Annotated in this window: 22 protein-coding genes; 7 read left to right on the top strand and 15 right to left on the bottom strand. The window is 61.4% G+C overall.

Translation table 11 applies throughout. The annotated features are described in order from the left end of the window. Nucleotides 1–4 precede the first annotated feature (4 nt). The 8 genes from carB to IPM27_10930 all read right to left on the bottom strand — a co-directional run bounded on the left by carB (nt 5) and on the right by IPM27_10930 (nt 12,558). Nucleotides 5–3,238 carry a carbamoyl-phosphate synthase large subunit gene (gene carB, locus IPM27_10965; GenBank protein ID MBK9162061.1) on the bottom strand — a complete coding sequence of 1,078 codons (3,234 nt, stop codon included), beginning with the start codon at nt 3,236–3,238 and terminating at the stop codon, nt 5–7. Next, nucleotides 3,239–4,426 (bottom strand): glutamine-hydrolyzing carbamoyl-phosphate synthase small subunit, encoded by a 1,188-nt coding sequence (gene carA, locus IPM27_10960; GenBank protein ID MBK9162060.1) that lies wholly within the window; start codon nt 4,424–4,426, stop codon nt 3,239–3,241. Between the two features lie 114 nt (nt 4,427–4,540). After that, nucleotides 4,541–7,531 (bottom strand): EAL domain-containing protein, encoded by a 2,991-nt coding sequence (locus IPM27_10955; GenBank protein MBK9162059.1) that lies wholly within the window; start codon nt 7,529–7,531, stop codon nt 4,541–4,543. Nucleotides 7,532–7,628: 97 nt separating this feature from the next. Beyond that, nucleotides 7,629–7,901: a TMEM165/GDT1 family protein gene (locus IPM27_10950; protein ID MBK9162058.1), complete on the bottom strand. Its 273-nt coding sequence runs from the start codon at nt 7,899–7,901 to the stop codon at nt 7,629–7,631. 29 nt (nt 7,902–7,930) lie between these two features. Next, nucleotides 7,931–8,719 (bottom strand): 4-hydroxy-tetrahydrodipicolinate reductase, encoded by a 789-nt coding sequence (gene dapB, locus IPM27_10945; protein MBK9162057.1) that lies wholly within the window; start codon nt 8,717–8,719, stop codon nt 7,931–7,933. Nucleotides 8,720–8,731: 12 nt separating this feature from the next. After that, entirely contained in the window at nt 8,732–9,856 is a 1,125-nt protein-coding gene (gene bamE, locus IPM27_10940; protein ID MBK9162056.1) for an outer membrane protein assembly factor BamE, read from the bottom strand. Between the two features lie 43 nt (nt 9,857–9,899). Beyond that, nucleotides 9,900–11,561, bottom strand: a complete 1,662-nt coding sequence (recN, locus tag IPM27_10935; protein ID MBK9162055.1) for a DNA repair protein RecN — start codon at nt 11,559–11,561, stop codon at nt 9,900–9,902. A gap of 124 nt (nt 11,562–11,685) precedes the next feature. Then, entirely contained in the window at nt 11,686–12,558 is an 873-nt protein-coding gene (locus IPM27_10930; GenBank protein MBK9162054.1) for an NAD kinase, read from the bottom strand. Between the two features lie 199 nt (nt 12,559–12,757). On the opposite strand from IPM27_10930, the gene IPM27_10925 reads away from it, so the two are divergent. From IPM27_10925 to IPM27_10910, 4 genes are all read left to right on the top strand, one after another. After that, nucleotides 12,758–13,192, top strand: a complete 435-nt coding sequence (locus IPM27_10925) for a type I restriction-modification system subunit M N-terminal domain-containing protein (GenBank protein MBK9162053.1) — start codon at nt 12,758–12,760, stop codon at nt 13,190–13,192. A gap of 188 nt (nt 13,193–13,380) precedes the next feature. Further along, nucleotides 13,381–13,989, top strand: a complete 609-nt coding sequence (locus IPM27_10920) for a hypothetical protein (GenBank protein MBK9162052.1) — start codon at nt 13,381–13,383, stop codon at nt 13,987–13,989. Next, a complete protein-coding gene (locus IPM27_10915) occupies nt 13,989–15,035 on the top strand; it encodes a nucleotidyl transferase AbiEii/AbiGii toxin family protein (GenBank protein ID MBK9162051.1) in 1,047 nt (348 codons plus the stop codon). Before IPM27_10920 ends, IPM27_10915 begins: the two co-directional genes overlap by 1 nt. Before the next feature lie 16 nt (nt 15,036–15,051). After that, on the top strand, nt 15,052–15,273 hold the full coding sequence (locus tag IPM27_10910; protein MBK9162050.1) for a type II toxin-antitoxin system MqsA family antitoxin: 222 nt from the start codon (nt 15,052–15,054) through the stop codon (nt 15,271–15,273). A gap of 251 nt (nt 15,274–15,524) precedes the next feature. Here IPM27_10910 and IPM27_10905 read toward each other — a convergent pair whose 3' ends face one another. The 6 genes from IPM27_10905 to IPM27_10880 all read right to left on the bottom strand — a co-directional run bounded on the left by IPM27_10905 (nt 15,525) and on the right by IPM27_10880 (nt 22,349). Beyond that, the gene (locus IPM27_10905) at nt 15,525–15,662 is read right to left on the bottom strand and encodes a hypothetical protein (GenBank protein ID MBK9162049.1); all 138 of its coding nucleotides are present in this window, start codon (nt 15,660–15,662) and stop codon (nt 15,525–15,527) included. Between the two features lie 11 nt (nt 15,663–15,673). Then, on the bottom strand, nt 15,674–16,492 hold the full coding sequence (locus tag IPM27_10900) for an alpha/beta fold hydrolase (GenBank protein MBK9162048.1): 819 nt from the start codon (nt 16,490–16,492) through the stop codon (nt 15,674–15,676). Further along, nucleotides 16,489–17,040: a hypothetical protein gene (locus IPM27_10895; protein ID MBK9162047.1), complete on the bottom strand. Its 552-nt coding sequence runs from the start codon at nt 17,038–17,040 to the stop codon at nt 16,489–16,491. The genes IPM27_10900 and IPM27_10895 overlap by 4 nt, the downstream gene beginning before the upstream one ends. Before the next feature lie 74 nt (nt 17,041–17,114). Beyond that, nucleotides 17,115–20,219, bottom strand: coding sequence for an efflux RND transporter permease subunit (locus IPM27_10890; GenBank protein ID MBK9162046.1), 3,105 nt, complete (start codon nt 20,217–20,219; stop codon nt 17,115–17,117). Between the two features lie 214 nt (nt 20,220–20,433). Further along, nucleotides 20,434–21,462, bottom strand: coding sequence for an efflux RND transporter periplasmic adaptor subunit (locus tag IPM27_10885; protein MBK9162045.1), 1,029 nt, complete (start codon nt 21,460–21,462; stop codon nt 20,434–20,436). Between the two features lie 230 nt (nt 21,463–21,692). Then, complete coding sequence (locus IPM27_10880) at nt 21,693–22,349, bottom strand: TetR/AcrR family transcriptional regulator (GenBank protein MBK9162044.1); 657 nt, start codon at nt 22,347–22,349, stop codon at nt 21,693–21,695. A 115-nt stretch (nt 22,350–22,464) separates the two neighbouring features. Here IPM27_10880 and hrcA point away from each other — a divergent pair, with 115 nt between their 5' ends. The 3 genes from hrcA (at nt 22,465) to IPM27_10865 (ending at nt 25,079) form a co-directional block, all read left to right on the top strand. Continuing rightward, nucleotides 22,465–23,484 (top strand): heat-inducible transcriptional repressor HrcA, encoded by a 1,020-nt coding sequence (gene hrcA, locus IPM27_10875; protein MBK9162043.1) that lies wholly within the window; start codon nt 22,465–22,467, stop codon nt 23,482–23,484. A gap of 43 nt (nt 23,485–23,527) precedes the next feature. Next, nucleotides 23,528–23,908: a GxxExxY protein gene (locus IPM27_10870; GenBank protein MBK9162042.1), complete on the top strand. Its 381-nt coding sequence runs from the start codon at nt 23,528–23,530 to the stop codon at nt 23,906–23,908. 82 nt (nt 23,909–23,990) lie between these two features. Then, nucleotides 23,991–25,079, top strand: coding sequence for a ferrochelatase (locus IPM27_10865; GenBank protein MBK9162041.1), 1,089 nt, complete (start codon nt 23,991–23,993; stop codon nt 25,077–25,079). A gap of 1 nt (nt 25,080) precedes the next feature. On the opposite strand, the gene IPM27_10860 is transcribed toward IPM27_10865, so the two are convergent. Further along, nucleotides 25,081–25,524: a universal stress protein gene (locus tag IPM27_10860; protein MBK9162040.1), complete on the bottom strand. Its 444-nt coding sequence runs from the start codon at nt 25,522–25,524 to the stop codon at nt 25,081–25,083. Nucleotides 25,525–25,549: the final 25 nt, after the last annotated feature.

Raw genomic sequence — 25,549 nt, 5'->3', positions numbered from 1 at the left:
TTCCTTAATCGAAGCGGCCGTGCAAAGTCTGCACGTCGTAAACCTGCAGTTCGGCCAGATGTTGCATGCCGACACACGCAGCACGCGCGCCGGAGAGTGTAGTGTAATACGTGACGCGCCCCTGCAACGCGGCATGGCGGATGGAATAGGAATCGCGCATCACTGAAGGACGACTGTCCACCGTGTTGACGATCAGGCAGATCTCGCCGTTCTTGATCATATCGAGGATATGCGGACGCCCTTCGGCGACCTTGTTCACCATCGTCACTGCCACGCCGGCCGACTCAATGGCCGCCGCTGTGCCGCGCGTCGCCACGATGGAAAAACCCAACTCCACCAGCGAACGGGCGATTTCCACCGCGCCCGGCTTGTCCTCCTCGCGCACGCTGACGAACACCCGACCAGTCTTCGGCAGTTTCACACTGGCGGCAAGCTGCGATTTGACGAAGGCTTCCGCAAAGGTCTCGCCCACACCCATCACTTCGCCGGTGGACTTCATCTCGGGCCCGAGGATCACATCGACGCCGGGAAACTTGATGAAGGGGAACACTGCCTCCTTCACCGAGTAGTACGGCGGAATGACCTCTTTGCTGACGCCCTGCGCAGCCAGCGACTGGCCGGCCATGCAGCGCGCGGCGATCTTGGCCAGTGGCACGCCGGTGGCTTTGGATACATACGGCACGGTACGCGAGGCGCGCGGATTCACTTCCAGCACATAGACGGTCTCGCCCCCGCTCTTATCTTTTTGTATCGCGAACTGCACGTTCATCAGGCCGACCACGTTGAGTTCCTTCGCCATCGCCACGGTCTGGCGGCGCAATTCATCCTGCATCGCGACTGACAGCGAATACGGTGGCAGCGAACACGCCGAATCGCCGGAGTGTACGCCCGCCTGTTCGATATGCTCCATGATGCCGCCGATGATGACCTGCTGGCCGTCGGACACCGCATCCACATCCACTTCGATCGCATCGTTCAGGAAGCGGTCGAGCAGGATGGGCATGTATTCGGGATAGGTCTTCGCCATCTGTTCGGCGTTGCCCATGTAGCGCTCCAGATCGCCCTGCTCGTGGATGATCTCCATGGCGCGGCCGCCCAGCACGTTGGAGGGACGCATCACGATGGGATAACCGATCTCACCCACCACTTCCAGTGCGCCCTTCACGGTACGCGCCGTGCGGTTGGGCGGCTGTTTCAGGTTGAGTTTCTTCAGCATGGCCTGGAAGCGCGCACGATCTTCCGCCATGTCGATCATGTCCACCGAGGTGCCGATGATGGGCACGCCGTTCTTCGCCAGTCCGTGCGCAAGTTTCAGCGGAGTCTGACCGCCGTACTGCACGATCACGCCGACCGGCTTCTCGACCGCCACCACTTCCAGCACATCTTCCAGTGTCAGCGGCTCGAAGTACAGGCGGTCGGAGGTATCGTAGTCGGTGGAGACGGTCTCCGGGTTGCAGTTGACCATGATGGTCTCGTAGCCGTCCTCACGCATCGCCAGCGCGGCATGCACGCAGCAATAATCGAACTCGATGCCCTGACCGATGCGGTTCGGCCCGCCGCCCAGCACCATGATCTTCTTCTTGTCGGTCGGTTGCGATTCGCACTCTTCCTCGTAGGTCGAATACATATACGCCGTATTGGTGGCGAACTCGGCCGCGCAGGTATCCACGCGCTTGAACACCGGGCGCACGCCCAGCGCATGACGGTAGGCGCGCACTGCGGCGGCATCGGTCTCCAGTAACGCAGCCAGACGCGCATCGGCAAAACCGCTGCGCTTCAGTGTACGCAGGTGGTCGGCATCCAGACTTTCCAGCGTGTGCCCAGAAAGGGCTCTTTCCTGATCGATGATGTCCTTGATCTGTACCAGGAACCACGGGTCGATCTTGCTGACGTTGAATACCTCCTCGACGCTCATGCCGACGCGGAACGCATCGCCCACCGCCCAGATACGGTCGGGGCCGGGGTTGCCCAGTTCGGACACGATGGCCTGGTGGTCGCTGTACTTGCTGTCCAGCCCGTGCACGCCCACTTCCAGTCCGCGCAAGGCCTTCTGGAACGACTCCTGAAAGGTGCGGCCGATGGCCATCACCTCGCCCACGGATTTCATCTGTGTGGTCAGGCGGTCGTTGGCTTGGGGGAATTTCTCGAAGGCGAAACGCGGGATCTTGGTCACCACGTAATCGATGGTCGGCTCGAACGAAGCCGGTGTCGCACCGCCGGTGATGTCGTTCTTCAACTCGTCCAGCGTGTACCCTACCGCGAGCTTGGCTGCCACTTTTGCAATCGGGAAACCGGTCGCCTTGGAGGCCAGTGCCGAGGAACGCGACACGCGCGGGTTCATCTCGATCACCACCATGCGCCCGTCGTCCGGGTTGATGGAGAACTGCACGTTGGAGCCGCCGGTCTCCACGCCGATCTCGCGCAGCACCGCCAGCGAAGCATCGCGCATGATCTGGTATTCCTTGTCGGTCAGCGTCTGCGCCGGGGCGACGGTGATGGAGTCGCCGGTATGCACACCCATCGGATCGAGGTTCTCGATCGAGCAGATGATGATGCAGTTGTCGTTGCGGTCGCGCACGACTTCCATCTCGTATTCTTTCCAGCCGAGCAGCGATTCTTCGATCAGCAGTTCCTTGGTCGGCGAGGCTTCAAGACCGCGGTCACAGATCTCCATGAATTCTTCGCGGTTGTAGGCGATACCGCCGCCGCTTCCGCCCATCGTGAACGAGGGGCGGATGATGGTCGGGAAACCCATCACCTGCTGCACCTGCAATGCCTCTTCCATGCTGTGCGCGATGGCGGAACGCGCCGAAGACAGCCCGATGCGCGTCATCGCCTGCTTGAACTTCTCGCGGTCTTCCGCCATGTCGATGGCGTCGCGCGACGCACCGACCATCTCGACGCCATGCTTTTCCAGCACGCCGTGCTTGGCCAGATCCAGCGCACAGTTCAGCGCGGTCTGTCCGCCCATGGTCGGCAGGATCGCGTCCGGCTTTTCCTTCTCGATGATCTTCTCCACCATCTGCCAGGTGATCGGCTCGATGTAGGTCGCGTCGGCCATGTTCGGATCGGTCATGATGGTGGCCGGATTCGAGTTCACCAGGATGACGCGATAGCCTTCCTCGCGTAGCGCCTTGCAAGCCTGCGCGCCGGAATAGTCGAACTCGCAGGCCTGCCCGATGACGATCGGACCGGCGCCAATGATCAGGATGCTCTTGATATCGTTACGCTTCGGCATTTACTTCTTCTCCATGGCCGCGACGAAGCGGTCGAACAACGGGGCCACATCATGCGGGCCCGGACTGGCTTCCGGATGGCCCTGGAAACAGAACGCAGGTTTGTCGGTCAGCTCGAAACCCTGCAACGTGCCGTCGAACAGCGACACATGGGTGACACGCGCGTTCTTCGGCAGGGTCGCGGCATCAACCGCGAAACCGTGGTTCTGGCTGGTGATCATCACGCGCTTGGTCGTGGTGTCCTGCACCGGATGGTTCGCGCCGCGATGGCCGAACTTCATCTTCACCGTCTTCGCACCGCAGGCCAGGCCCATGATCTGATGGCCCAGACAGATGCCGTACATCGGGATGCCGACGTCGAGGAATCTCTTCGCGGCGTTGATCGCATAATCGCAAGGTTCCGGGTCGCCGGGGCCGTTGGACAGGAACACACCGTCCGGCTTCATCGCCAGCACGTCGGCAGCGGAAGTCTTTGCAGGCACCACGGTGATCTTGCAGCCGCGCTCGGCCAGCATGCGCAGGATGTTGCGCTTCACGCCGAAGTCATAGGCCACTACGTGGAAGGATTCAGGATTCAGGATACGGGATTCAGGGGAACCCGCGGCACCGCCTTTCCCTGAATCCTGAATCCCGAATCCCGAATCCTGATACCCCTCGCCCAGCTTCCACTCGCGCTGCGTCCATTCGTAAGGCTTGTCGCAAGTGACCACTTGCGCCAGATCCATACCGGCCAAACCAGCAAAGCCCTTGGCCGCCGCCAATGCTGCATCGACATCCTCACCGGAAGCGATGCAACCGTTCTGGGCCCCCTTGCTGCGCAGGATGCGCGTCAGCTTGCGCGTATCGATACCGGCGATGGCCACTACATTGTTTGCTTTGAGATACTCCGGCAGCGATTGCGTCGCGCGGAAATTGCTCACTGTCATGGACAAGTCGCGGATGATGAGGCCGCTGGCGAACACCCGGCTCGACTCCACGTCTTCCGGGTTGCAACCGACGTTGCCGATATGCGGATAAGTCAGCGTGACAATCTGGCGGCAATAGGAAGGATCGGTGAGGATCTCCTGATAGCCGGTCATCGAAGTGTTGAACACCACCTCGCCGACGCTGCTGCCATCTGCCCCGATGGAAATGCCGCGAAATACCGTTCCATCGGCTAGGACTAGGATGGCTGGTTTCGTCTGCGACACGTGTAACTCCTTGATTGACTGGCAATCGGCACGCTCAACCGGGGCGGGAGCATGCCTATAAAGAAGCGGGACGAACCGTGTTCATCCCGCTCATTTGACGGCGCGCATTATAGCCTAATGCGAACGTCCTTTCAAATTGGCTTGGGATACGCGTCGCAGACGCTCACTTTCCTCGAAATCCACTGCGGCAAGTGGAACGCCGAACAAATATCCCTGGAAAATATCGCAACCGTAACGATGCAACAATCTGAGTTGCGCTTCGGTTTCCACACCCTCCGCAACCACATCCAGCTCAAAATTCATACCCAGATCAACGACAGTCATCACCATCACCCTATCGCCCTGATCGGTGGTAATACTGCGGATGAACGACTGATCCAGCTTGATCTGGCTCAAGGGCAAGCGCTTCAGGTAAGACAGCGACGAATATCCCGTGCCGAAGTCGTCAATCGACAGGCCTATGCCATATTCTTTCAGAAACTTCATTTTAGCGATCGCATCATCGACTTCTTCCAGCACAAGACTTTCGGTCAATTCCAGCTTGAGAGATGCCGGGTTGATGCCATGCTTCATCACAACCGCCTGCACCTGCCCGGCAAAATCAGGCTGCCGGAACTGTTTGGCGCTGACATTCACGGCAAGGGTGATATTGCCGAAAAGCGGGTCTCCACGCCATCTGGCGAGTTGTGCACAGACGGTCTCCAGCACCCATCCCCCTATCGGCAGGATCAGTCCCGTCTCCTCCGCCAAACTTATGAACTCGCCGGGATGAACCAGTCCGCGCACAGGATGATGCCAGCGCAACAGTGCCTCTGCCCCAAGGAGTTTGCCCGCATAATTCACTTGAGCCTGATAGAACAGTTCAAATTGCCGGCGTTCGATAGCCTCACGCAGGTCGGACTCAAGGGCGGCGCGCACCTCAATCGCAGCCTGCATCTCCGGATCATAAAAACGAATGGTATTGCGCCCGGCCTCCTTGGATAGATACATCGCCATATCCGTGCGTTTCAGCAGCAGATCGGTGTTTTCATCACGATCGCCGAACACGGTGACGCCGATGCTGGACGAACAGTAATACGACACCACATCCTCGCTGCTCCCTTCCGTGGCGCGCTTCAGGGAATAGGGTTGTTCCAGTGCCGACCGGATCTTTTCGGCCACGACTTCCGCCTGAACCGCCGCCTCATCTCGGTTGACCGAAAGCCCGTCCAGCATCACCACGAACTCGTCACCGCCGAAACGGGCGGCGCTGTCCAATTCGCGGATGCACGACTGGATACGCCGCGCAACCTCGACGATAAGCTGGTCGCCCTGATCATGCCCATACAGGTCGTTGATCTTCTTGAAATGATCCAGATCCAGGAACATCAGGGCCCCGTGACGATGCGAACGGGCACAGGCCACCAACACCTTGCCCAGACGATCGACCAACAGCCTGCGGTTGGGCAACCCGGTCAACCCGTCGTAAAAAGCCAGCTCATGCATCTGCCCCTCAAGGCGCATGCGCTCGGTGATGTCGTGAATGATGGAAAACAGCAACGGCCTGCCCTCAACCTCCACCGGCGACGAATGTACCTCCACCGTGCGCACCTCACCGCTGGCCAGCCGGTGCGGAAACACGAAGTAATTGCATTGAGAATTTAACGCCCGCTGGCGCTCTGCAGCGATCTCATGCGCGTTCAGCACATTGATCTGGGCGATATTCATGCGGCACATCTGCTCGACAGAATATCCATAAAACCCTGCCGCGGCACGGTTTGCCGCGATGACCTCCCCGCTCTCCGGCTCAACCAGCAACATCGGCGACGAGTGCCTCTCGAACATCTGCCGGAAACGTGACTCGCTCTGCCGCAATTGCGTGGTACGCTGCGCCACCTTGTCTTCCAGCGATGCATTGACCCGTTTCAACTCGGCATCAATCTGCTCGAGTTCGCTCAGCTTCGTTTCCACTTCATGCCTGGCTTCACCGACCTCTATGGCCATAGTCACAAATGCGGAAGACAGGTCGGAGAACTCGACCGAACCCATCTCCCCCATGTTGCCGACCACCTCACCCCGCTGCATACGTTCGACAGAAGCGCGCAATCGGGCCACGGGTCGCAAGATCCAGCGCCGCAAAGCCACCCCCATGGCGATCAAGGCCAGCAGGAAGGCCAGCATGAACACCGCGAGCATCGATCCCGCCTGACGGATAGGGCGCAGGTTTTCGGTATCGACCAGCGTCAGGTCGTACCAACCGATTTCCGGCAGTTTGGTCACAACAAGAAGATGCCTCACGCCCTGATAGGTCACCCACAGGCTGGACTTCACCGACGGGTTCGCATCCACTTCCCGCATCCCCAGGCGCAAACGCTCAACATCGTCCCCGCCTTGCAACAAGTGGTCCACTTTCTTCCGCTGGGTGACTTCCTTTGCGATCGTCATGTAATCGATCTGGCTCGGGTCGGTATGCAACTGTATCGCCCTGCTGGCATCGACGTAGATGTTATGGACGCCCTCCACCGATGTGCCGACCGTCTGTTTGAGAAATTCGGTCAGATCGAGACCGGTGCCGATCACCCCCAGCGTCTTGTTTCCCTGCATCAACTTGACGTTGACCCAGACCTTCACCACATTAAGATGCACATCCGGATCGAGGTTGATCTGGTATTCCCTGCCGTCAGCAAGCGTGGCATAGAACCATTTGTCGGCAGCGCTATCCGGCGACAGCGTATAGCGCATCTGCCTTCCCGCATAGCGATTTTCAGCATCGTTGAAATAGTAATGTCCGCTTGCCGCGAAAGCGGCGAAATAGCTGCGGTCACGGAACTTGAGGCGATATTCTTCCAGCACCCCGACACCGCGCCGGAGCGCTGTCTCATCCTGCTCGCGCAGCGCCATGTCGATAATGGCCGGATCGGCTGCCATCTGCCTCGCCAACTCGATCTCGCGTAACAGCGGCGAAAAAGTGCGCAGCTTGTTGAAAGCAGACTGGTGGCTGGCAAAATGCCGCCCCCATTCCCGGTTCACCCTGTCTTCCCACTGCACGAACAGCAGCCATGCTGCCAGCATGAACGCCAGGAAGATGGCCATCATCAACCAGAAGAAGCGTTGATTGAGCTTCATAACCCACCTCCTAACTCATTGACGATGAGCATTGAAATCCGTCCATCGCCTATCCAGCCATGATGCTACCGCACCATGCGCTGATCCTGCTCGCCACTCAGGCCTTCCACAACGTCCACAACCCGATGAGGACGAAACCCGCCCCGGCGATATAGTGCAAAGATTTTTCACTGATGTAGTTGGAGATGACACTGCCGGCCATCACGCCGATGGCGGACGTGGCAATCAGCGCTGCGGACGCCCCGAAGAACACTGTCCACTTGCTGACCTCCCTGTCGGAAGCGAACAACATGGTGGCCAGTTGCGTCTTGTCGCCCATCTCGGCGATAAAGACAGAGGCGAAAATAATGCCGAGGATTTTCCAGTCCATACCGATACCTCAAATGTTCAATTTGTCGTTTATTTCAGCCCCAGCACATCCTGCATGTCATACATGCCCGCCTTGTTGGCCTTGAGGAAGCGCGCCGCACGCAGGGCGCCGAGTGCGAAGGTGGCGCGGCTGCTGGCCTTGTGGGTGATCTCGATGCGTTCGCCTGTGCCCGCGTAGAGCACAGTGTGGTCGCCGACGATGTCGCCGCCACGTACGGTAGCGAAGCCGATGGTGGAGGGATCGCGTTCGCCGGTGACGCCTTCGCGGCCGTACACGGCGCACTTTTCCAGATCGCGGCCCAGCGTGCGGGCGACGACTTCACCCATGCCGAGTGCGGTGCCGGAGGGCGCATCGACTTTATGACGATGATGCGCTTCGATGATCTCGATGTCGTAGCCTTCGCTGAGCACGCGCGAAGCGGTCTCCAGCAGCTTGAACACGAGGTTCACGCCCACGCTCATGTTGGGCGCGAACACGATACCGATGTCCTGCCCACCCGCGCCAAGTTGCGCCTTCTGCTGCGCATTGAGGCCGGTGGTACCGACCACCATGTTCACGCCGAGCTTGCGGCAGATCTCCAGATGGCGCAGCGTACCCTCGGGACGGGTGAAATCGATCAGCACATCCGCGCCCTTCAGCGCGGCTTCCGTATCGGCGGTGATCTTCACGCCTTCGGCAACCACGTTGCCCAACAACGGGCTGCCCGCGTGTTCCAGCGCGGCGTGCAGTTGCAGGTCGTCGGCCTGCGCGACGCAGTCCAGCAGCACCTTGCCCATACGTCCGCCGCTGCCGGCGATGGCGATCCTGATTTTGCTCATCCTGTCATCCCTTTACTTACTCTGCTCGGAAACGATCCGCCACGCATCGCCGACCTTCTCCAGTTGCAGGGTCTTGCGTGAGCTGTCCCGGAACGAATCCGAGCGATAGACCTGGTTGAAGCTCGCGCTGGCATGTCCCGCATCGCGCAACCGTACCTTCAGATTACTGATCTCCACAGCGATGGAAGCGGCCTTATTGATGCGCTCCCTGCGCTGCGCCTCCCACGCCGCCCGATCCATGCCGGACGGCTTGAAGCTGTCGGCATAGCTGGACAGGTATCTTTCGACATCGCGCGCCGACCATGCCGCCACCCACTGCGCAACGGCTTCCTGAACGGCCTGTTCGCCGCCCGCCGCCGGGCTGGCGGATGGCATCTCCGGAGTTGCCTTGGCCGCCTTGCCGGCCTTGCCGGACAACTCTTCCGCGATCAGCCAGCGACCCGATTGCCGGACCAGATTCAGCGTCTTCTCGACACGGTCGCGATATTTGTCGGAACGGTAATCCTGGGTGAACGTGGCCGAAGCATGACTGTCATCCTGCAGGTTGACCGCGATGTCGTTCAGCTCGACCGCGATCTCTCCGGGCTTGCTGATGCGGTTCAGGCGCAGGCTTTCCCACGCGTCGTGACTCATGCCCGGCGGCGCAAAGTCCGGCGTATAGGCGGCCAGGTAATCGCGCGCATTCTTGGCCGACCATGCCGCCGCCCAGGCGTTCACGCTGTCCAGCACTTCCATTTCAGGGTTGGGTTTGGCAACAGACGCGGGTGTCTCGACCACCGGCGGCGCGACCTTCGGCACATCCAGCGCATCCTGTACGACCTTGCCGTCCTGCAACACGCGCACCAGATTGTCGCCCTCGAAGAACAACGCCATGTCCTGCTTCTCGACGATCTCGCCGCGCTGTTCCAGGCGATAGACGTAATCCCATCGGTCACCGTGGAAGGCATCGCTGATCAACGGCGTACCCATCAGGTAGCGCACCTGCGACTTGCTCATGCCGAGCTTCAATTTGTCGCGCATCTCGTCCGTGACGAAATTCCCCTGGCGGATATCCATCTTGTACGGCGACAGCACGGGCGTGTGCAGATAGCTGCACGAAGACAGCAGCAGGGAAACAAGGATCAGTCTGGTACGCATAAGTATTCTCGTCATTTCAATGTCGAAGCCGCCGCATGATACCTCAAGGCGGGCCTCCCAGCATTTCCGCCGCATGCTTGCGCGTGGTCTCGGTGATCTTCACCCCGCCCAGCATCCGCGCGATCTCCTCGACGCGGCGCTCGCCCTCCAGCACGGCGATACGGCTCAGCGTAACGCCCGCTTCCGTCGCCTTGCTCACCTGCCACTGGTGGTCTGCCGCCGCCGCGACCTGCGGCAGGTGCGTCACGCACAACACCTGGTGCCGCTGGCCCAGTTGCCTGAGCAGATGCCCGACGATCTCCGCCACGCGCCCGCCGATGCCGCTGTCCACCTCGTCGAAGATCAGCGTCGGTACGCTGGCCACCTGCGACGCGGCCACCTGTATCGCCAGCGCGATGCGCGACAGCTCGCCGCCCGACGCGACCCTGGCCATGCTGCGCGGCGGCACGCCGGGATTCGCGGCCACCTGGAACTCCACCGACTCCAGCCCGCCGGCATTGCCTTCCTCCAGCGGCGACAACGCGACCGCAAAACTGCCGCCCTGCATCGCCAGCGTCTGCATCGCCGTGGTGATCTCCTTCGCCAGCCGGTGCGCCGCCTTGCCGCGCGCGCCGCTCAGCTTCTGCGCGGCGGCAAGATAAGCCTGCCGTGCGGCCGATTCCTGCTGCGCCAGCACGGTCAGGTCGGCGTCGCCGCCGAGTTCCGCCAGGCGCGCCACGATGTCCTGCAACGCCTCGTCCAGACGCTCCGGCTCGACGCGGTACTTGCGCGCGGCATCCATCACCTCGCGGATGCGCTGCTCCAGTTCCGCCAGACGCTGCGGATCGTTGTCCAGCCGCTGCTGGTAGTGGCGCAACGCGTACACCACCTCCTGCACCTCGGCCTGCGCGCTCTCCAGCATCTGCAACACATCCGCCAGACCCGCATCGTGCGCGACGCCGTCGCGCACACGCGCTGTCAGCGCATTGAGTTGCACCAGACAGGCCCCCTCCGCCTCGCCCAGCGTCTCGATGCCGAATGCGGCAGTCTCCAGCAGGCCCGCCGCATGGGCGAGCCGCTCATGTTCGGCTTGCGTCTCCCGCCACTCGTCCGTCCTGAACCCCAGCCCCTGCAACTCGTTCTGCTGGAAGCGCAGCAACTCGCGCTCGGCGGCCACCGCCCCGGCGTTCTCGCTGAGCGCGATGCGGCGGCGGCGCAACGCCTGCCAGTCGCGGTACAGTACGGCCACCTTGCCCGCATCCGCTGCCGTGCCCGCGTAACCGTCCAGCAACGCGCGTTGCGCGTCGGGACGCAACAACGACTGGTGCGCATGCTGGCCGTGGATATCGAGCAGGAACTCGCCCGCCTCGCGCATCTGCTGCAGCGTGGCGCTGCGCCCGTTGATGAAACCGCGCGAACGCCCGCCCGCATCCAGCACGCGGCGCATCAAACACATCCCGTCATCGCCCACCATCTCCTGCTCGCGCAACCACTCCCCCAGTTTCGGCAGACCCGTGATGTCGAACCCGGCCGAGATCTCGGCGCGCTCGCAGCCGTTGCGCACCATCGCCGCATCGCCGCGCTCGCCCAGCGCCAGCGACAACGCATCGATCAGGATGGACTTGCCCGCGCCGGTCTCCCCGGTCAGCGCAGTGAATCCCGTGGAAAAATCCAGCTCAAGCGAGGAAACGATGACGAAATCGCGGATGCCCAGGAATTTCAGCATGACTATCTTTCGGCAACCGTTACGAGCAGGTCAAGATGCAACGCGCGACGAGGCATACCGATGCTGGTAGACGAGGAGCAAGTGAGCACGCAACGCCGCAGATTGACCGCACAGTAGGTTGCCATCAGAGCGTCTGGTTCCAGAGCAGCTTTTCGCGCAACGTATGGTAATAGCTGTGCCCTTCCGGATGCAGCAGGCAGGCAGGCTCGGGATAGCGTGTCACGACGACCTTGTCGTGCAACTGCAGATCCACATGGGTATGACTGTCGTAACGCACGCAGATATCACCGATGCGGTGCATCAGCAGCTCCAGTTCGGAACCGCCCTTCACCACGATGGGACGGTTGCTCAGCGTATGCGGACAGATCGGAACCAGCACCAGCACATCCAGGCTCGGATGCGCGATCGGGCCGCCCGCCGACAGCGCATAGGCCGTCGAACCGGTCGGCGTGGACACGATCATCCCGTCGGCGCGCTGGTTGTACAGATACTCCCCGTCGATACGCACCTCGAACTCGATCATGCTGCCGATCTGGCTGCGGTGCACCACCACCTCGTTAAAGGCCAGCGCATTGAATATCTCCTCGCCGTCGCGCACCACGCGCGCCGACAGCAACAGGCGCTGCTCGGTGACGAACCTGCCTTCCAGCATCGCGCCGATGCTCTCCTGCATATTGTCCAGCGTCAGGTCGGTCAGAAAACCCAGCCGCCCCTGATTCACCCCGACCATCGGCACGCCGTGCGGCGCAAGCGTGCGCGCGATATTCAACATCGTGCCGTCGCCGCCGATAACGATGGCCAGATCGACCGCAGGCCCCATCTCCTCCAGACTCATCGCGGGATAAGGACTATCCCCGAGATGCTCGGCGGTCAGGCTATCCACCACCACCGTCATCCCCCTGGCAGACAAAAACGCGGCCAGGCTCAACAACGGCCCGGCGATTTCCGGGGCCTTGTATTTGCCGATCAGCGCGACGTTCTGGAAGGGGAATTTCATGGCAGCGATTAAACCACATCGCCCCAGCAATGACAAAGACCGCGCAACCGCCCGCGCGCGCCCATTTCTCGAGCCAAACGGCCCGTCCATCGGATACAATCGGCCCGGCAACAATATATAGGCCAAACGGCATATATGTCTCGTATTCCCTTCGTGCTAGCATCCGCCGATAACAAAAAAACGCTAACAGGGGACACGAATGCTTTGGATTGCCCCCTCTGAAAAAGACCTAGCCAACGATGCACTTGAGCAACGCCTGTGGAATGCCGCTGACCAGTTTCGCGCCAATTCTGGGCTGACTGCGGCGCAGTATTCCGCACCTGTGCTTGGTCTCATCTTCCTGCTGTTCGCTGAGACACGCTTTGCCAAGCGTCGCGCTGAATTGGAGTCCGCTGGCGCATCTTCTCGTCGCGCCACTTCCCGCACTGACGATCCCGCCGCCTACCATGCCGAGAGTGTGATCTTCCTGCCGGAGATCGCACGCTTTGCGCATCTGCTGAACTTGCCGGAAGGCGCGAACGTCGGGCAAACCATAAACGATGCGATGGCTGAGATCGAAAAGCACAATCCGCAACTGGCGGGCGTGTTGCCACGCACCTTACTGAGCACGACGATCCACGTACCAGCTACGTGAATACAGATAAGGCAATGTTCCAGACTCGTTATGACCATATTGTCGCAGTCGTAACTGCAATCAAAGCTCGCACCCCTCCGTAATGGCAATGTTCGATTCCTCCACAGACAACCAGTTCATCTTTCCCTTCCCTTTTTTCAATGGGAAAAGTAGTATGTTTTCCCATCAAAACTGCTTGCACGGTATTTATGCAATCACTTAATAAAAAAGCAATTTCACGAATCTATGGGCGCGGTAGGGGTTGGGCGTTTTCTCCGAATGATTTCGTCGAGGATTTCAGCCGCGATCAGATTGAGAATGCGCTGTCCGGTTTGTGCCGCGAGGGCAAGATACGCCGTGTCTGCCGGGGTATTTACGACTACCCGAAATTCAGCGAGTTGTTGCAACAGGAGCTAAGCCCGGACTTCGATCAGGTGGCGCAGGCGTTCGCGCGCAAATTCAACTGGCGCATCCAGCCATCGGGCGATGCCGCGCTAAATCTGTTGGGATTGTCCACTCAGGTACCAGGTCGGCTGGTGTATCTCTCCGATGGGCCGAACCGTCAGTACGACATTGGCAATTACACGCTGGAGTTCAAGAAGTCGGCCTTGAAAGATGTCGGTTTCAAATACCGCGAAAGCGGGCTGCTCGTACAGGCGCTGAAGGCGCTGGGGCAGGAGCGGGTGGATGAGGCGGTGATTGCAACGCTACGCAAGCAACTGGATGAGACCGCGTGCAAGCGCGTGCTGAAAGATACGGTGACGGCGACTGGCTGGGTGTATGAGGCGATCAAGCGGATTTGCGGGGAGCGCGGCTGATGGAAGCTGTCGCGCGATTATCCGCCGCTGAACGCCGCGAGCTGTTTGCCGAAACAGGAGCGCGCAAGGGGATGATGCCCGCCATCGTGGAGAAAGACTTCTGGGTGTGCTGGACGCTGGGCAGGTTGTTCGCGCATCCCGAGTTGTCGCGTTTGCTGATGTTCAAGGGCGGCACGAGCTTGTCCAAGGTGTTCAATCTGATTGAGCGTTTTTCTGAAGATATTGACCTGATCCTGGATTGGCGCGTGGTGGTTGGCGAGGATGATCCGCTGGCCGCGCGTTCCAACACAAAACAAGAAGCGCTGAATAAAACGATTGAAGCCAAGGCAGTGGATTACATCGGTGGTGAGATGCTGGCGATGATTTCAGGGGCGGTTGATCCAATCTGTCGGTGTGCGGTGGCTGAAGATGACCTGCATGCCTTGAATGTGATCTATCCGGCGGCTTTCTCCGATGCCTATCTGCGGCCGGAAGTGCGTCTTGAGATCGGGCCGCTTGCGGCCTGGATGCCCTACGACCATTACCGAATCAAGCCTTATGCAGCCGAGGCGTTCCCCCAGCTTTTCAAGCAAGCGGATTGTGCAGTGCAAGCCATACGTGCTGAACGCACGTTTTGGGAGAAGGCGACGATTCTGCACCACGAAGCGAACCGTCCGGAAAGCAGTCCACAGCCGCTACGTTATTCGCGCCACTACTACGACTTGGCCATGATGGCCGCTTCTCCGGTGAAAGATGTGGCACTGGCAGACCTCGCGCTACTTGAGGATGTGGTGGCGTTCAAGGAGCGGTTCTATCGACGACCTTGGGCGCAGTACGATCAGGCAAAACCGGGAACCTTCAGGTTGATTCCATCGGGACATGTATTGGCGACTGTGGAGAAAGACTATGCGCAGATGCGCAACATGATCTTTGGTCGCTACCCAGATTTCGGCGAGATCATGGGAACGTTGCGCAAGCTGGAGGCAGAGATCAATGGGCTACACCGAGGATACGCATCATCATCACAGTTTATGTGCCAGATGCCACCATCTGGAATGAAGATTTAAAGACAAGGAGATAAGCATGAAATGCCCTATCTGCAGACACGGAAGCACCCATGCAGGCGTTGCCAGCATCACTCTGGAACGCGGCTATTCAACCGTGATGTTCAAAAGCGTCCCGGCTGAAATCTGCGACAACTGCGGCGAGGTGTTCCACGATGCGAAAGTAACCAAGTCGCTCCTGGAGCAGGCAGACCTTGCCGCAAGGAGTGGGGTCGAGATCGACGTGCGAAGATATGCCTGACGATTTAAGGATGCACTTATAAGTATGGTTTTGTCGTTCCCGCGCAAAGGGGTAAGTAGGCAAATCGCGTAGCGGCTGCTCGCAAAGCGGGAACCCAGTTAATTCAACAAGCTGGATTCCCGCTTTCGCGGGAATGACGACTTGATCAGCACATTCCTAAACAACAAAACCCGCTTCGGCGGGTTTTTTGTTGTCCACAGTTTCTGTGAATAAAGCTGTGAAGAAAAGCCGGAAACGAAGTACTGAGCGCTTTAAATCGGCTGCGCCTCAATAAAGAGCAGCACCTCGCAAAGCAGCCCGGACTCCCCCGCGGTCGCGGGGATAGACTCTTCGGCCAGAACCGCAGCCCTCCAGTGCTGACCTCCGAGGGTGCACAGTTCGACGACCATGCGCCGCGCCATCAGTGGAGCGCGGTTGGTTTTCTTCCAGGTGCGGATGGTGATGCCCCCGCCCTGATCGTCGCGATGTATTCCGGGCTGTCGGATACGGTGTTGTGGCCGGTATGGGCGATGGTCCGCAGCGTCGCCACGCCGGGGGTGAATGCCCGGTACAGCGCGCGCGTGTTCTCCATCGGGATGATCTCGTCGTCGGCCGCCGCGATGATCAGCGTGGGACATTTGACCTGCGGGGCGAAGCGCCAGGATTCGAACGTGTCGAGCAGGATCAGGCCGACCGGCAGGTACGGGAAGTTCCGCTTCGCCAGGTTGAGCAGGCTGTCGTAGGGCGTGACCAGCACCAGGCGGCTGACCGGTTGACCGGCGGCCAGGCGTGTCGCGACGCCGCTGCCGAGGCTTCTGCCGACAAGGACGATGTCGGTGTGTTTGGTCCTCACTTTTTCGAACAGCAACCGCGCGTCCTTGTGCAGTGCTTCTTCCGACGGCTGGCCGGTGCTGCGCCCGTATCCCCGGTAGTTCATCATGTAGATGGCATGATCGGGGAATGCCGCCGCGAATTCGGGCAGCGCGTAAGTCACGTCTTCCGCGTTGCCGCCGAAGTAGATCAGCGCCCTGGCCCCGTCGCGGGGTCGCGCGGTGATGTGCAGGGAGGCGTCGCCCGTGTCCAGCGTGATGTCGCCGGCCTGCACCGGCCCCGCCTGCGTCGGGAAATAGATGTGCGACCGCTGCGTGGCGAACAGCAAGAGGCACAGCCCGGCATAGGCCGCCAGCGCGATGCGGGCGATGCTGTAGAGGATGCGTTTCGTCCGGGATGCGCCGCTCATTTGCCCTGGGTCACGTGGATGCGCGCCTCGGCCAGCTTTTCGTAAAGGCTGATCTGGCGCCGGATCGGCCACCATGCATACAGGAAGATCTCCATCGGGCGCCACATGGCGACCCAGCCGATGATCGTCAGGCTTTCGCGCGCGATGTTGTAGCCGGCATGGTCGCCGACCGATCCGATGGCGTCGGCGGCGAGCAGGCACGACGTGACGAAGGCGAGGCCGATGACGAGGCTCTTGCGGCCCTGCTGGAAGAGTTGTTTCAGCGCGCGGCGCTTGCGCTCGGCCTGGTAGGAGAAGTGGTTGTGGATCGCGCCGGTCAGGATTGCGGCCGGGTCGCCGTCCGTCGGCCATTGTTCGAGGTGGATGGTGATGTCGAAGCGGCTGCCCGGCGCATATCCCGCCGCCCAGGTCTCGATGTAGTCTTCGGCTTGCGGGTCGAGGTCCTTGTTCAGGAACGGCGTCGGGTCCATCGAGTTGAACAGTTGCCCGAGTTCGCGCACGCGCAGCGCGAGCCGGTGGACGGGAAGATGATGGGCGGGTTTGGTCATCGCATATTCCTTGTCGGGCTACTCATCCGGGCTCAATTAGAACATGCTGCTCCCCGCTTCGCACGCCCGTTCTCTCATTCCTCCTTGACCCGGAACCACGCCGCGTACAGCGCGGGCAGGAACAGGCAGGTGAGCAGCGTGGCGAACACCAGCCCGCCCATGATGGATACCGCCATCGGCCCCCAGAACACCTGGCGGGTCAGCGGGATCATCGCCAGAATGGCGGCGGCGGCGGTCAGTGTGATCGGGCGGAAGCGCCGCACCGTGGAGCCGATGATGGCCTCCCAGCGCGACTTGCCCGCCGCTTCGTCCTGGCTGATCTGGTCCACCAGGATCACCGAGTTGCGCATGATCATGCCGGCCAGCGCGATGAAGCCGAGGTTGGCGACGAAGCCGAACGGCACCTGGAACACCAGCAGGGCGAAGGCCACGCCGATCAGCCCGAGCGGCGCGGTGAGCAGCACCATCACGGTGCGGCTGATGCTCTGCAACTGGATCATCAGCAGGGTGATCACGCCGAGCAGCATCAGCGGCACGACGGCCTTGATGGCGGTCTCGCCCTTGGCGGATTCTTCGATGCTGCCGCCCATCTCGATGCGGTAGCCGGTCGGCAGCGTGGCGCGCAGTTCGTCCAGCTGCCGGTCGAGCTGCACCGATACCGTCGCGGGCTGCATGCTGTCCGCCATGTCGGCGCGCACCGTCATGGTCGGCAGCCGGTTGCGCCGCCAGATGATGCCTTCTTCCAGCACCGGCACGAGTTTGGCGACCTGCGCCAGCGGCACATGCCGCCCGCCGGCAACGGGGATGTCGAGGTCGGGCAGGCGGTCCAGCGACCGGGTGTCGCTCCCGCAATCGGCCGGCTTCGCCGGTAACGTGTCGCAACTGCCGCTCCCGCGCCACACCACGTCGATCAGCTGGTCGCCCTCGCGATATTGGGTGAGCGCGATGCCGTTCAGCCAGCCCTGCAACGCCATCGCGACTTCCTGGCTGGAGGTGCCGACACGGCGCGCCTTGTCCTGGTCCACTTCGACGCGCACGCTCTTGACCTTCTCGTTCCAGTCGAAATTGACGTTCTGCAGGTGCGTGCTGGCGCGCATCAGGGTGGCGACCTGTTCGGCGATGCCGCGTATCTGCGCGACGTCCTCGCCCATCACGCGGAACTGCACCGGATAACCGATCGGCGGGCCGTTCTCCAGGCGCACCACGCGCACGCGCAGGTGCGAATAATCGTCGGCAGCGAAACGTTGTTGCAGCCTGCGCTTCAGCGCCTCGCGCTCTTCCAGCCCCCTGGTGACGATGACGAACTGGCCGAAGTTGTCGGCAAACAACTGCTGGTCCAGCGACAGGAAGAAACGCGGCGCGCCGTTGCCGATATAGGACGAGTAGTAATCCACCGCAGGATCGTCCTTGAGCAACTGTTCGATGCGCTCCACTTCATGGCCGGTGGCCTTGAGCGATGCGCCCTGCGGCAACCACACGTCCACCATCAGTTCCAGCCGGCTGGCGTTCGGGAAGAATTGCTTCTGCACGAACTTGCCGAACGCGCCCATCGCCAGCACGAAGACCAGCACGGTGGCGAGGATCACTTTCCAGCGGTTGCGCAGACACCAGGTGACCAGCGCGCGGAAGCGGCGGTAGAACGGCGTGTCGTAGATGTCCTCGCCGTGGCGCTGCGCTTTCTCGATGAGTTTCTTCGGGTCGAGCAACTTGTAGCCGATGTACGGCGTGAACACCACCGCGACGATCCACGAGGTGAGCAGCGCGATGGTCACCACCTGGAAGATGGAAATGGTGTATTCGCTGGCCGCCGATTTGGAGAAGCCGACCGGCGTGAACGCGGCGGCGGTGATCAACGTGCCGGTCAGCATCGGGAAGGCGGTCGAGGTATAGGCGAAGGTCGCCGCCTTGAAGCGGTCCCAGCCCTGTTCCATCTTCACGATCATCATCTCCACCGCGATGATCGCGTCGTCGACCAGCAGGCCGAGCGCGATCACCAGCGCGCCGAGCGAGATGCGCTGCAGGTCGATGCCGAACACTTTCATCAGGAAGAAGGTGATCGCCAGCACCAGCGGGATGGACAGCGCCACCACCGTGCCGGTGCGCCAGCCCAGGCTCAGGAAGGACACCGCCAGCACGATCAGGATCGCCTCGGTCAGCGAGTTCTCGAACAGGCTGATGGAACCGCGCACCACCTCGGGCTGGTTGGCCACCACATGCACGTCTATCCCGGCCGGCAGTTTCGCGACAAGATCGTCCATCGTTGCCTTCAGGTTCTTGCCGAGATCGATGACGTTGCCGCCCCTGGCCATCACGACGCCGATGCCGATGGCGGGCTGTCCGGCGACGCGCATCTGCGGACCGGGCGGATCGGCCAGACCGCGATGCACCTCGGCGATGTCGCCCAGCCGGAAATGCTGCCCGTTCACCAGCAGGTCGGTTTCGCGGATGCGCGCCACGCTGTCGAACGCACCACTCACGCGCAAGCGGATGCGGTCGGTCTGCGTCTCGACGAAGCCGGACGGTGCGACCGCATTCTGCCGCTGCAACGCATCGGCCACCTGCAGCGGCGTGATGCCGAGCGAAGCGAGCCGGGTCTGCGCCACGTCGATATAGATCTTCTCGTCCTGCACGCCGATCAGTTCGACGCGCTTCACGTCCGGCACGCGCCGCAGTTCCAGCGCGATGCGGTCGGCGTGATGGCGCAGCGCGGCAAGGTCGAAGCCGTCGCCGGTCAGCGCGAACACGTTGATCTGCACGTCGCCGAACTCGTCGTTGGGGAACGGCCCCTGCACGCCCTGCGGCAGGGTATGGCGGATGTCGTCGAGCTTCTTGCGCACCTGCCGCCAGGCTTCCGGCACCTCGGTCTTGGGCGTGTAGTCCTTGAGCATCACGAACACCAGCGACTCGCCCGGCTTGGAGGCGGACCGCACGATGTCCACCCAGGCGGTCTCCTGCAGTTTCTTTTCGATGCGCTCGGTCAGTTCGCGCTCGACCTCCTGCGCGGCGGCACCCGGCCAGATCGTGCGCACCACCATGACCTTGAAGGTGAAGTCGGGGTCTTCCGCGCGGCCAAGCTTGAAATAGGAGATCGCGCCCGCCGCCATCAGCACGATGATCAGGTACAGCACCATCTGCTGATGCGTCAGCGACCAGGAAGAAAGATTGGGAAAGCGTTTCATCCTAGAACCTTTGATTTATCCACGAAAATCACGAAAAGCACGAAAACGAAAAGGCTCCGAACCGATTTGCCATGTATTCCATTGGCGATATGGCAGCAGACCGTTCCCGTAAAAGCCATCGTGTCTGGGAAAGCCTTTGTCTCACGGCGAAATCCAGAGGCACACCATTTCGTGCCTTTCGTGTATTTCGTGGACTCGCGGTTTTTTTCAAACCTCATTGGGCGCTTTCGAGGATGCGTATCTTCTCGCCCGCCGCCAGCTTGTGCACGCCGGCACTGACGATGCGCTCGCCCGCCGCCAGCCCGCCGGTGATCAGCGCGCCGTCATCGCGGTAAGCCGATACCCGCACCGGGCGCAGGCTGATGCTGCGGTCCGCCGCGACGATCCACACCGCCGTCCCGTCGCCCTGCTGGAACAGCGCCGTCAGCGGAATGAGGAACCCTTCCCGGTTGTCGCTTCCGGAGAAGCGCACCCGCGCGGTCATACCCAGCGCGACCTGCGCATCGGTGTCCGCCAGCGCGACGCGCACCGGATAGGTACGGCTGGCCGCATCGGCCATCGGCGTGATCTCGCGCACCTTGCCGGCAAGAGGCGCCGAACCATCGCCGGCCAGCGTGACCTCGACGGGAGCACCGGCCCTGATCTCGTTGAAATGGGCTTCCGGCACCGCCAGTGCGACCTCGCGTGCGCCGTGTCGTGCGACACGCACGACCGGTTGCCCGGCAGCGACCACCTGCCCGGCCTCGGCGAACGTCGCCGCGACGATGCCGTCATGGTCGGCGCGCAACGTGGTGTAGGCGGACTGGTTACGCGCCAGTCCGGCCTGCGCCGACGCCGCTTCGAATGCGGCCTCCTTGGCGTCCAGCGCGGCCTGGCTGACAAAGCCTCTGGCGCGCAGTTCGCGGTAGCGTTTGATCTCGGCTTCGGCGAGCCTGAATTGCGCGGTGGCGGCGCCCGCCTGTAATCCGGCGTCCGACGCATCGAGACGCGCCAGCACCTGCCCGGCCTTCACTTGCGCGCCCGCATCGACCAGCCGCTCGACCAGCTTGCCGCCGATACGGAATCCCAATGTCGATTCGTGGCGTGCGCGCACCTCGCCGCTGTAGACATGTCCGGCATCGCCCGCCTGCGTGCCGACCACATGCGTCATGGCCGGACGCTCCGCCTTGGCGGGCGGCGGCGCTTCCTTGCCGCAGGCGGTGAGCGCTACGGCGATAGCTACGAGCAGAATGGATTGCTTCATTTTAAAAACCTTTTCTCAGCCCACGAAATATACGAAAGGGAATGAACCGTAAAACTTCTATCTACCCACGGAAATAACGTTACTCAAGCCAGACAACTGCTCAATAAAACGATGCTGCCCATCATTACATGCGTTCAACCCGATATATGGAGCCACTGTCCCTTCCCCCTTGCAGGGGGAAGGCTAGGATGGGGGTAGATGTGCTGCACATCCACGTTTCTACCCCCTCCCTACCCCTCCCCCTGCAAGGGGGGGGGAACCTTGTTTTCCAGGCCGTTCAGCAACAGATCGAGATGGGTTTTCAGATAGGTGTCCGGTTCCTGCTGGCCGCAGGCGCACGGTCCCAGCGAGTAGCGCCAGATGGCGAGCATCAGCACCGGCGCGATGGCCACGTCGATGCAGGACTCGACATCGATCGCGCGGAATTCGCCCGCCGCGATGCCGCGTTGCAGCGACTGGCGCAGCAGGTCGCGGCCGCGCAGGATGACATGCTCGTAGTAGTAGCGCGCCACCTCGGGAAAATTGCCCGCTTCCGAGATCATCAGCTTGGGGATGCCGCCCAGCGGCGTCGCGCCGACCAGTTCCCACCAGCGCAACAGCAGGCCGCGCAACAGCGAAGCGGCATCGTCCCGGTGCTGCGCCAGCATCAGTTCGCCCTGGTCCAGCACCGGCAGGATGCCCTGCCGGATCACCGCCTCGAACAGCGCCTCCTTGCCGGAGAAATACAGGTACAGCGTGCCTTTGGACACACCCGCACGGGCGGCGATGTCGTCCAGCCGGGTCGCCGCGAAGCCGCGCTCGACGAACAGGTCCAGCGCGGCCGCCATCAACTCTGCGGGGCGCGCTTCCTTGCGTCTTTGTCTGACCGGCGTGGCTGTTTGCTTCATGGCGAATGGTTACTGACCGACCGGTCAGTAATGTAAGTCCGGCCATACCGTCTGTCAACCGCGCCCGCCACCATGCGGCTTCTGGTGCTGCGGCTTGGTGATAGAATCCCGCACCATGCTGAACGAACGCGCACAGATCCTGCTCAAGACCCTCGTGGAACGCTACATCAGCGACGGACATCCGGTCGGCTCGCGCGCGCTGCAGCAATACTCCGGACTGGAAGTCAGTTCCGCCACCATCCGCAACGTGATGGCCGACCTCGAGGAGATCGGGCTGGTCAGCAGCCCGCACACCTCGGCGGGACGCATCCCGACCGGCCTGGCCTACCGCCTGTTCATCGACACCATGCTGGTCACCAAGCCGCTGGACCATGCACGCGTGCAGCAGATGGAACACCAGTTGCAGCCGGACAACCCGTCGCGGCTGATCGCGCAGGCGTCCAGCATGCTGTCCGAACTGACGCACTTCGCCGGCGTGGTCGCCACCCCGAAACGCAACGCCATCACCGTGCGCCAGATCGAGTTCCTGCGCTTGGGCGAGAAGCGCGTGTTGCTGATCATCGTGATGCCGGACGGCGAAGTGGAGAACCGCGTGCTGCTGATGGAACGGGACTATTCGCAGTCGCAGCTCACCGAGGCCGGCAATTTCCTCAACCAGCATTACATCGGCTGCAGCTTCTCGCAGATCCGCGACCGGCTGCACGGCGAATTGCGGCAATTGCACCAGGACATGAGCGCGCTGATGGCGGCGGCGCTCGCGGCGGGCGATGCGGCGGAAGCGAAGCAGGCCGGGGATTACGTCATCAGCGGCGAGCACAACCTGCTGAACGTGGACGACCTGTCCGGCGACATGAACCGGCTGCGCCGCCTGTTCAACCTGTTCGAACAGAAGACCGAACTGCTGCAATTGCTCGACGCCAGCCGCCGTGGCCACGGCATCCATATCTTCGTCGGCAGCGAATCGGGGCTGGCCTCGCTGGACGCGTGCAGCGTGATCACCGCCCCCTACTCCGCCGACGGCCAGGTGGTCGGCACGCTCGCCGTGGTCGGCCCGAAGCGCATGGACTACCAGCGCGTGATCCCCATCGTGGACATTACCGCGCGCCTGCTCGGCAATGCCCTTTCGCATAATTGAAAAGAAACCCACTGTCCACGAAAATCACGAAAGGCACGAAATAATGGGTGGGGATATTCTTTACCGGGAAGAGTGCTATCGAATACAGGGAGCCGTGTTTGAAGTGTACCGGGAAATGGGATGTGGTTTTCTGGAAGGCATATATCAGGAGTGTATGGAGAAGGAATTGTCAAAACAGGCGATCCCATTCCTGGCGCACCCGGAACTGAAGCTTTCTTACAAGGGAGAGCCGTTGAGGCAAATCTGTATCCCGGATTTTATCTGCCATCAATCTATCGTTGTCGAACTCAAGGCTGTCGCAACCACAACTGGAGAACACAAGGCACAAGTACTGAATTACCTGAAAGCAACAGGTATGCGCTTGGGCCTGCTGGTCAATTTCGGCTGCTATCCGAAAGCCACGATCGAAAGGATAGTATTGTGAAACCAGCTTCGAGCAACATTTCGTGCTTTTCGTGTCTTTCGTGGACAATCGTTTTTCCAGAATTAATCCATACAACATTCATATGAACTATCAAACCGAACCCGCCCACACTCACGGCACGCCCGAAAAGACCGGTATCCTGCTGGTGAATCTCGGCACGCCCGACGCGCCGACCCCGGCCGCGGTACGCACCTACCTGAAGGAATTCCTCGGCGACCCGCGCGTGGTGGAGATCCCCCGTGCGATCTGGTGGCTGATCCTGAACGGCATCATCCTCAATACCCGCCCGAAGAAGTCCGCCGCGAAATACGCCAGCGTCTGGCTGAAGGAAGGTTCGCCGCTGCGCGTGTACACGGAAAAACAGGCTGCTTTGCTGCAAGGCTACCTGAGCCGGCGCACCAGGGCGCCTTATGTGGTGGACTACGCGATGCGCTACGGCAATCCTTCGATCCCTTCGGTCCTGCGCAAGCTCAGGGAGCAGAACTGCCAGCGCATCCTGGTGGTGCCGCTGTACCCGCAATACGCGGCCAGCACCACCGCGACGGTCACCGACATCGTGTACCGCGAGCTGCAGCAGATGCGCAACACTCCCGCGATCCGCACGATCAGGCATTTCCACGACCGTCCCGGCTACATCGAGGCGCTGGCGAACAACGTCAACGACTACTGGATGAAGAACGGGCGACCGGAAAAGCTGCTGATGAGTTTCCACGGCCTGCCGCAATTCTCGCTGGACAAGGGCGACCCCTACCATTGCGAATGCCACAAGACCGCGCGCCTGCTGGCGCAACAGCTCGGCCTGAAGACGGAGCAATATGCCGTCAGCTTCCAGTCGCGTTTCGGCAAGGCGGAATGGCTCAAGCCCTACACCACCGCGACACTACAGGAACTCGGCAGGCAAAAGACCCGGCGGGTCGACGTGGTCTGCCCCGGATTCGTCTCAGACTGTCTGGAAACGCTGGAAGAGATCGCGATGGAAGGCAAGGAGGATTTCCAGCATGCGGGCGGCGGCGAATATCACTACATCCCCTGCCTCAACGACCGCGACGACTGGATGCACGCGCTCACCGACCTGGTGATGGACAACCTGCACGGCTGGCTGGCTGAGCCCGACAAGGCCGAACTGGAACTTGGCCGGCAGCGCGCGCTGCAGATGGGCGCGCAGGAATAAGTTATTCGCCGCGCACCAGCAACACCGGCACCGATGCGCCGCGCACCACCCCGTCGGTGACGCTACCGAGGAACAGGCGGCTCAGGCCGGTACGCCCGTGCGTACCGATCACGATCAGGTCGGCCGACCAGTCGCCCGCCTCGCGATCGATCACGCTGGCGATGCGCTCGCCGTGCGCATCGAGCAATGCCGTCTCCACCGCCGCACCGCCCGCGCTGGCCTTCTTGGCCGCCTGAGCCAGCACGCGTTCACCGGATTGCCGTACCGCCTGTTGCAGGCCGGCATAATCGACGTTGGCATACCCCTCGGTATCGAGCGGATAGACCTCCTCGCTCACATGGACCAAGCGCAACCGCGCCCGGTCTCCCGCCAGCTTGACCGCCTCCTGCAGGGCGCGCGCGGCAGTGTCGCTGCCATCGACCGGAACCAGGATACGCTGATACATGGTGATCTCCTCCCCGTTGACTGCC

This window comes from Nitrosomonadales bacterium (assembly GCA_016716325.1).
GTDB lineage: Bacteria > Pseudomonadota > Gammaproteobacteria > Burkholderiales > Gallionellaceae > Gallionella.
Note: the sequence above shows the minus strand (reverse complement) of the source record. Positions and strands in the feature narration are given on the sequence as shown.

Excerpts from the sequence above, each read along its gene's own strand:
- carB (MBK9162061.1), bottom strand. The coding sequence starts at position 3,238 with ATGCCGAAGCGTAACGATATCAAGAGCATCCTGATCATTGGCGCCGGT.
- IPM27_10955 (MBK9162059.1), bottom strand. The coding sequence starts at position 7,531 with ATGAAGCTCAATCAACGCTTCTTCTGGTTGATGATGGCCATCTTCCTG.
- IPM27_10950 (MBK9162058.1), bottom strand. The coding sequence starts at position 7,901 with ATGGACTGGAAAATCCTCGGCATTATTTTCGCCTCTGTCTTTATCGCC.
- dapB (MBK9162057.1), bottom strand. The coding sequence starts at position 8,719 with ATGAGCAAAATCAGGATCGCCATCGCCGGCAGCGGCGGACGTATGGGC.
- bamE (MBK9162056.1), bottom strand. The coding sequence starts at position 9,856 with ATGCGTACCAGACTGATCCTTGTTTCCCTGCTGCTGTCTTCGTGCAGC.
- recN (MBK9162055.1), bottom strand. The coding sequence starts at position 11,561 with ATGCTGAAATTCCTGGGCATCCGCGATTTCGTCATCGTTTCCTCGCTT.
- IPM27_10930 (MBK9162054.1), bottom strand. The coding sequence starts at position 12,558 with ATGAAATTCCCCTTCCAGAACGTCGCGCTGATCGGCAAATACAAGGCC.
- IPM27_10925 (MBK9162053.1), top strand. The coding sequence starts at position 12,758 with ATGCTTTGGATTGCCCCCTCTGAAAAAGACCTAGCCAACGATGCACTT.
- IPM27_10920 (MBK9162052.1), top strand. The coding sequence starts at position 13,381 with ATGCAATCACTTAATAAAAAAGCAATTTCACGAATCTATGGGCGCGGT.
- IPM27_10915 (MBK9162051.1), top strand. The coding sequence starts at position 13,989 with ATGGAAGCTGTCGCGCGATTATCCGCCGCTGAACGCCGCGAGCTGTTT.
- IPM27_10910 (MBK9162050.1), top strand. The coding sequence starts at position 15,052 with ATGAAATGCCCTATCTGCAGACACGGAAGCACCCATGCAGGCGTTGCC.
- IPM27_10905 (MBK9162049.1), bottom strand. The coding sequence starts at position 15,662 with ATGGTCGTCGAACTGTGCACCCTCGGAGGTCAGCACTGGAGGGCTGCG.
- IPM27_10900 (MBK9162048.1), bottom strand. The coding sequence starts at position 16,492 with ATGAGCGGCGCATCCCGGACGAAACGCATCCTCTACAGCATCGCCCGC.
- IPM27_10895 (MBK9162047.1), bottom strand. The coding sequence starts at position 17,040 with ATGACCAAACCCGCCCATCATCTTCCCGTCCACCGGCTCGCGCTGCGC.
- IPM27_10890 (MBK9162046.1), bottom strand. The coding sequence starts at position 20,219 with ATGAAACGCTTTCCCAATCTTTCTTCCTGGTCGCTGACGCATCAGCAG.
- IPM27_10885 (MBK9162045.1), bottom strand. The coding sequence starts at position 21,462 with ATGAAGCAATCCATTCTGCTCGTAGCTATCGCCGTAGCGCTCACCGCC.
- IPM27_10880 (MBK9162044.1), bottom strand. The coding sequence starts at position 22,349 with ATGAAGCAAACAGCCACGCCGGTCAGACAAAGACGCAAGGAAGCGCGC.
- hrcA (MBK9162043.1), top strand. The coding sequence starts at position 22,465 with ATGCTGAACGAACGCGCACAGATCCTGCTCAAGACCCTCGTGGAACGC.
- IPM27_10870 (MBK9162042.1), top strand. The coding sequence starts at position 23,528 with ATGGGTGGGGATATTCTTTACCGGGAAGAGTGCTATCGAATACAGGGA.
- IPM27_10865 (MBK9162041.1), top strand. The coding sequence starts at position 23,991 with ATGAACTATCAAACCGAACCCGCCCACACTCACGGCACGCCCGAAAAG.
- IPM27_10860 (MBK9162040.1), bottom strand. The coding sequence starts at position 25,524 with ATGTATCAGCGTATCCTGGTTCCGGTCGATGGCAGCGACACTGCCGCG.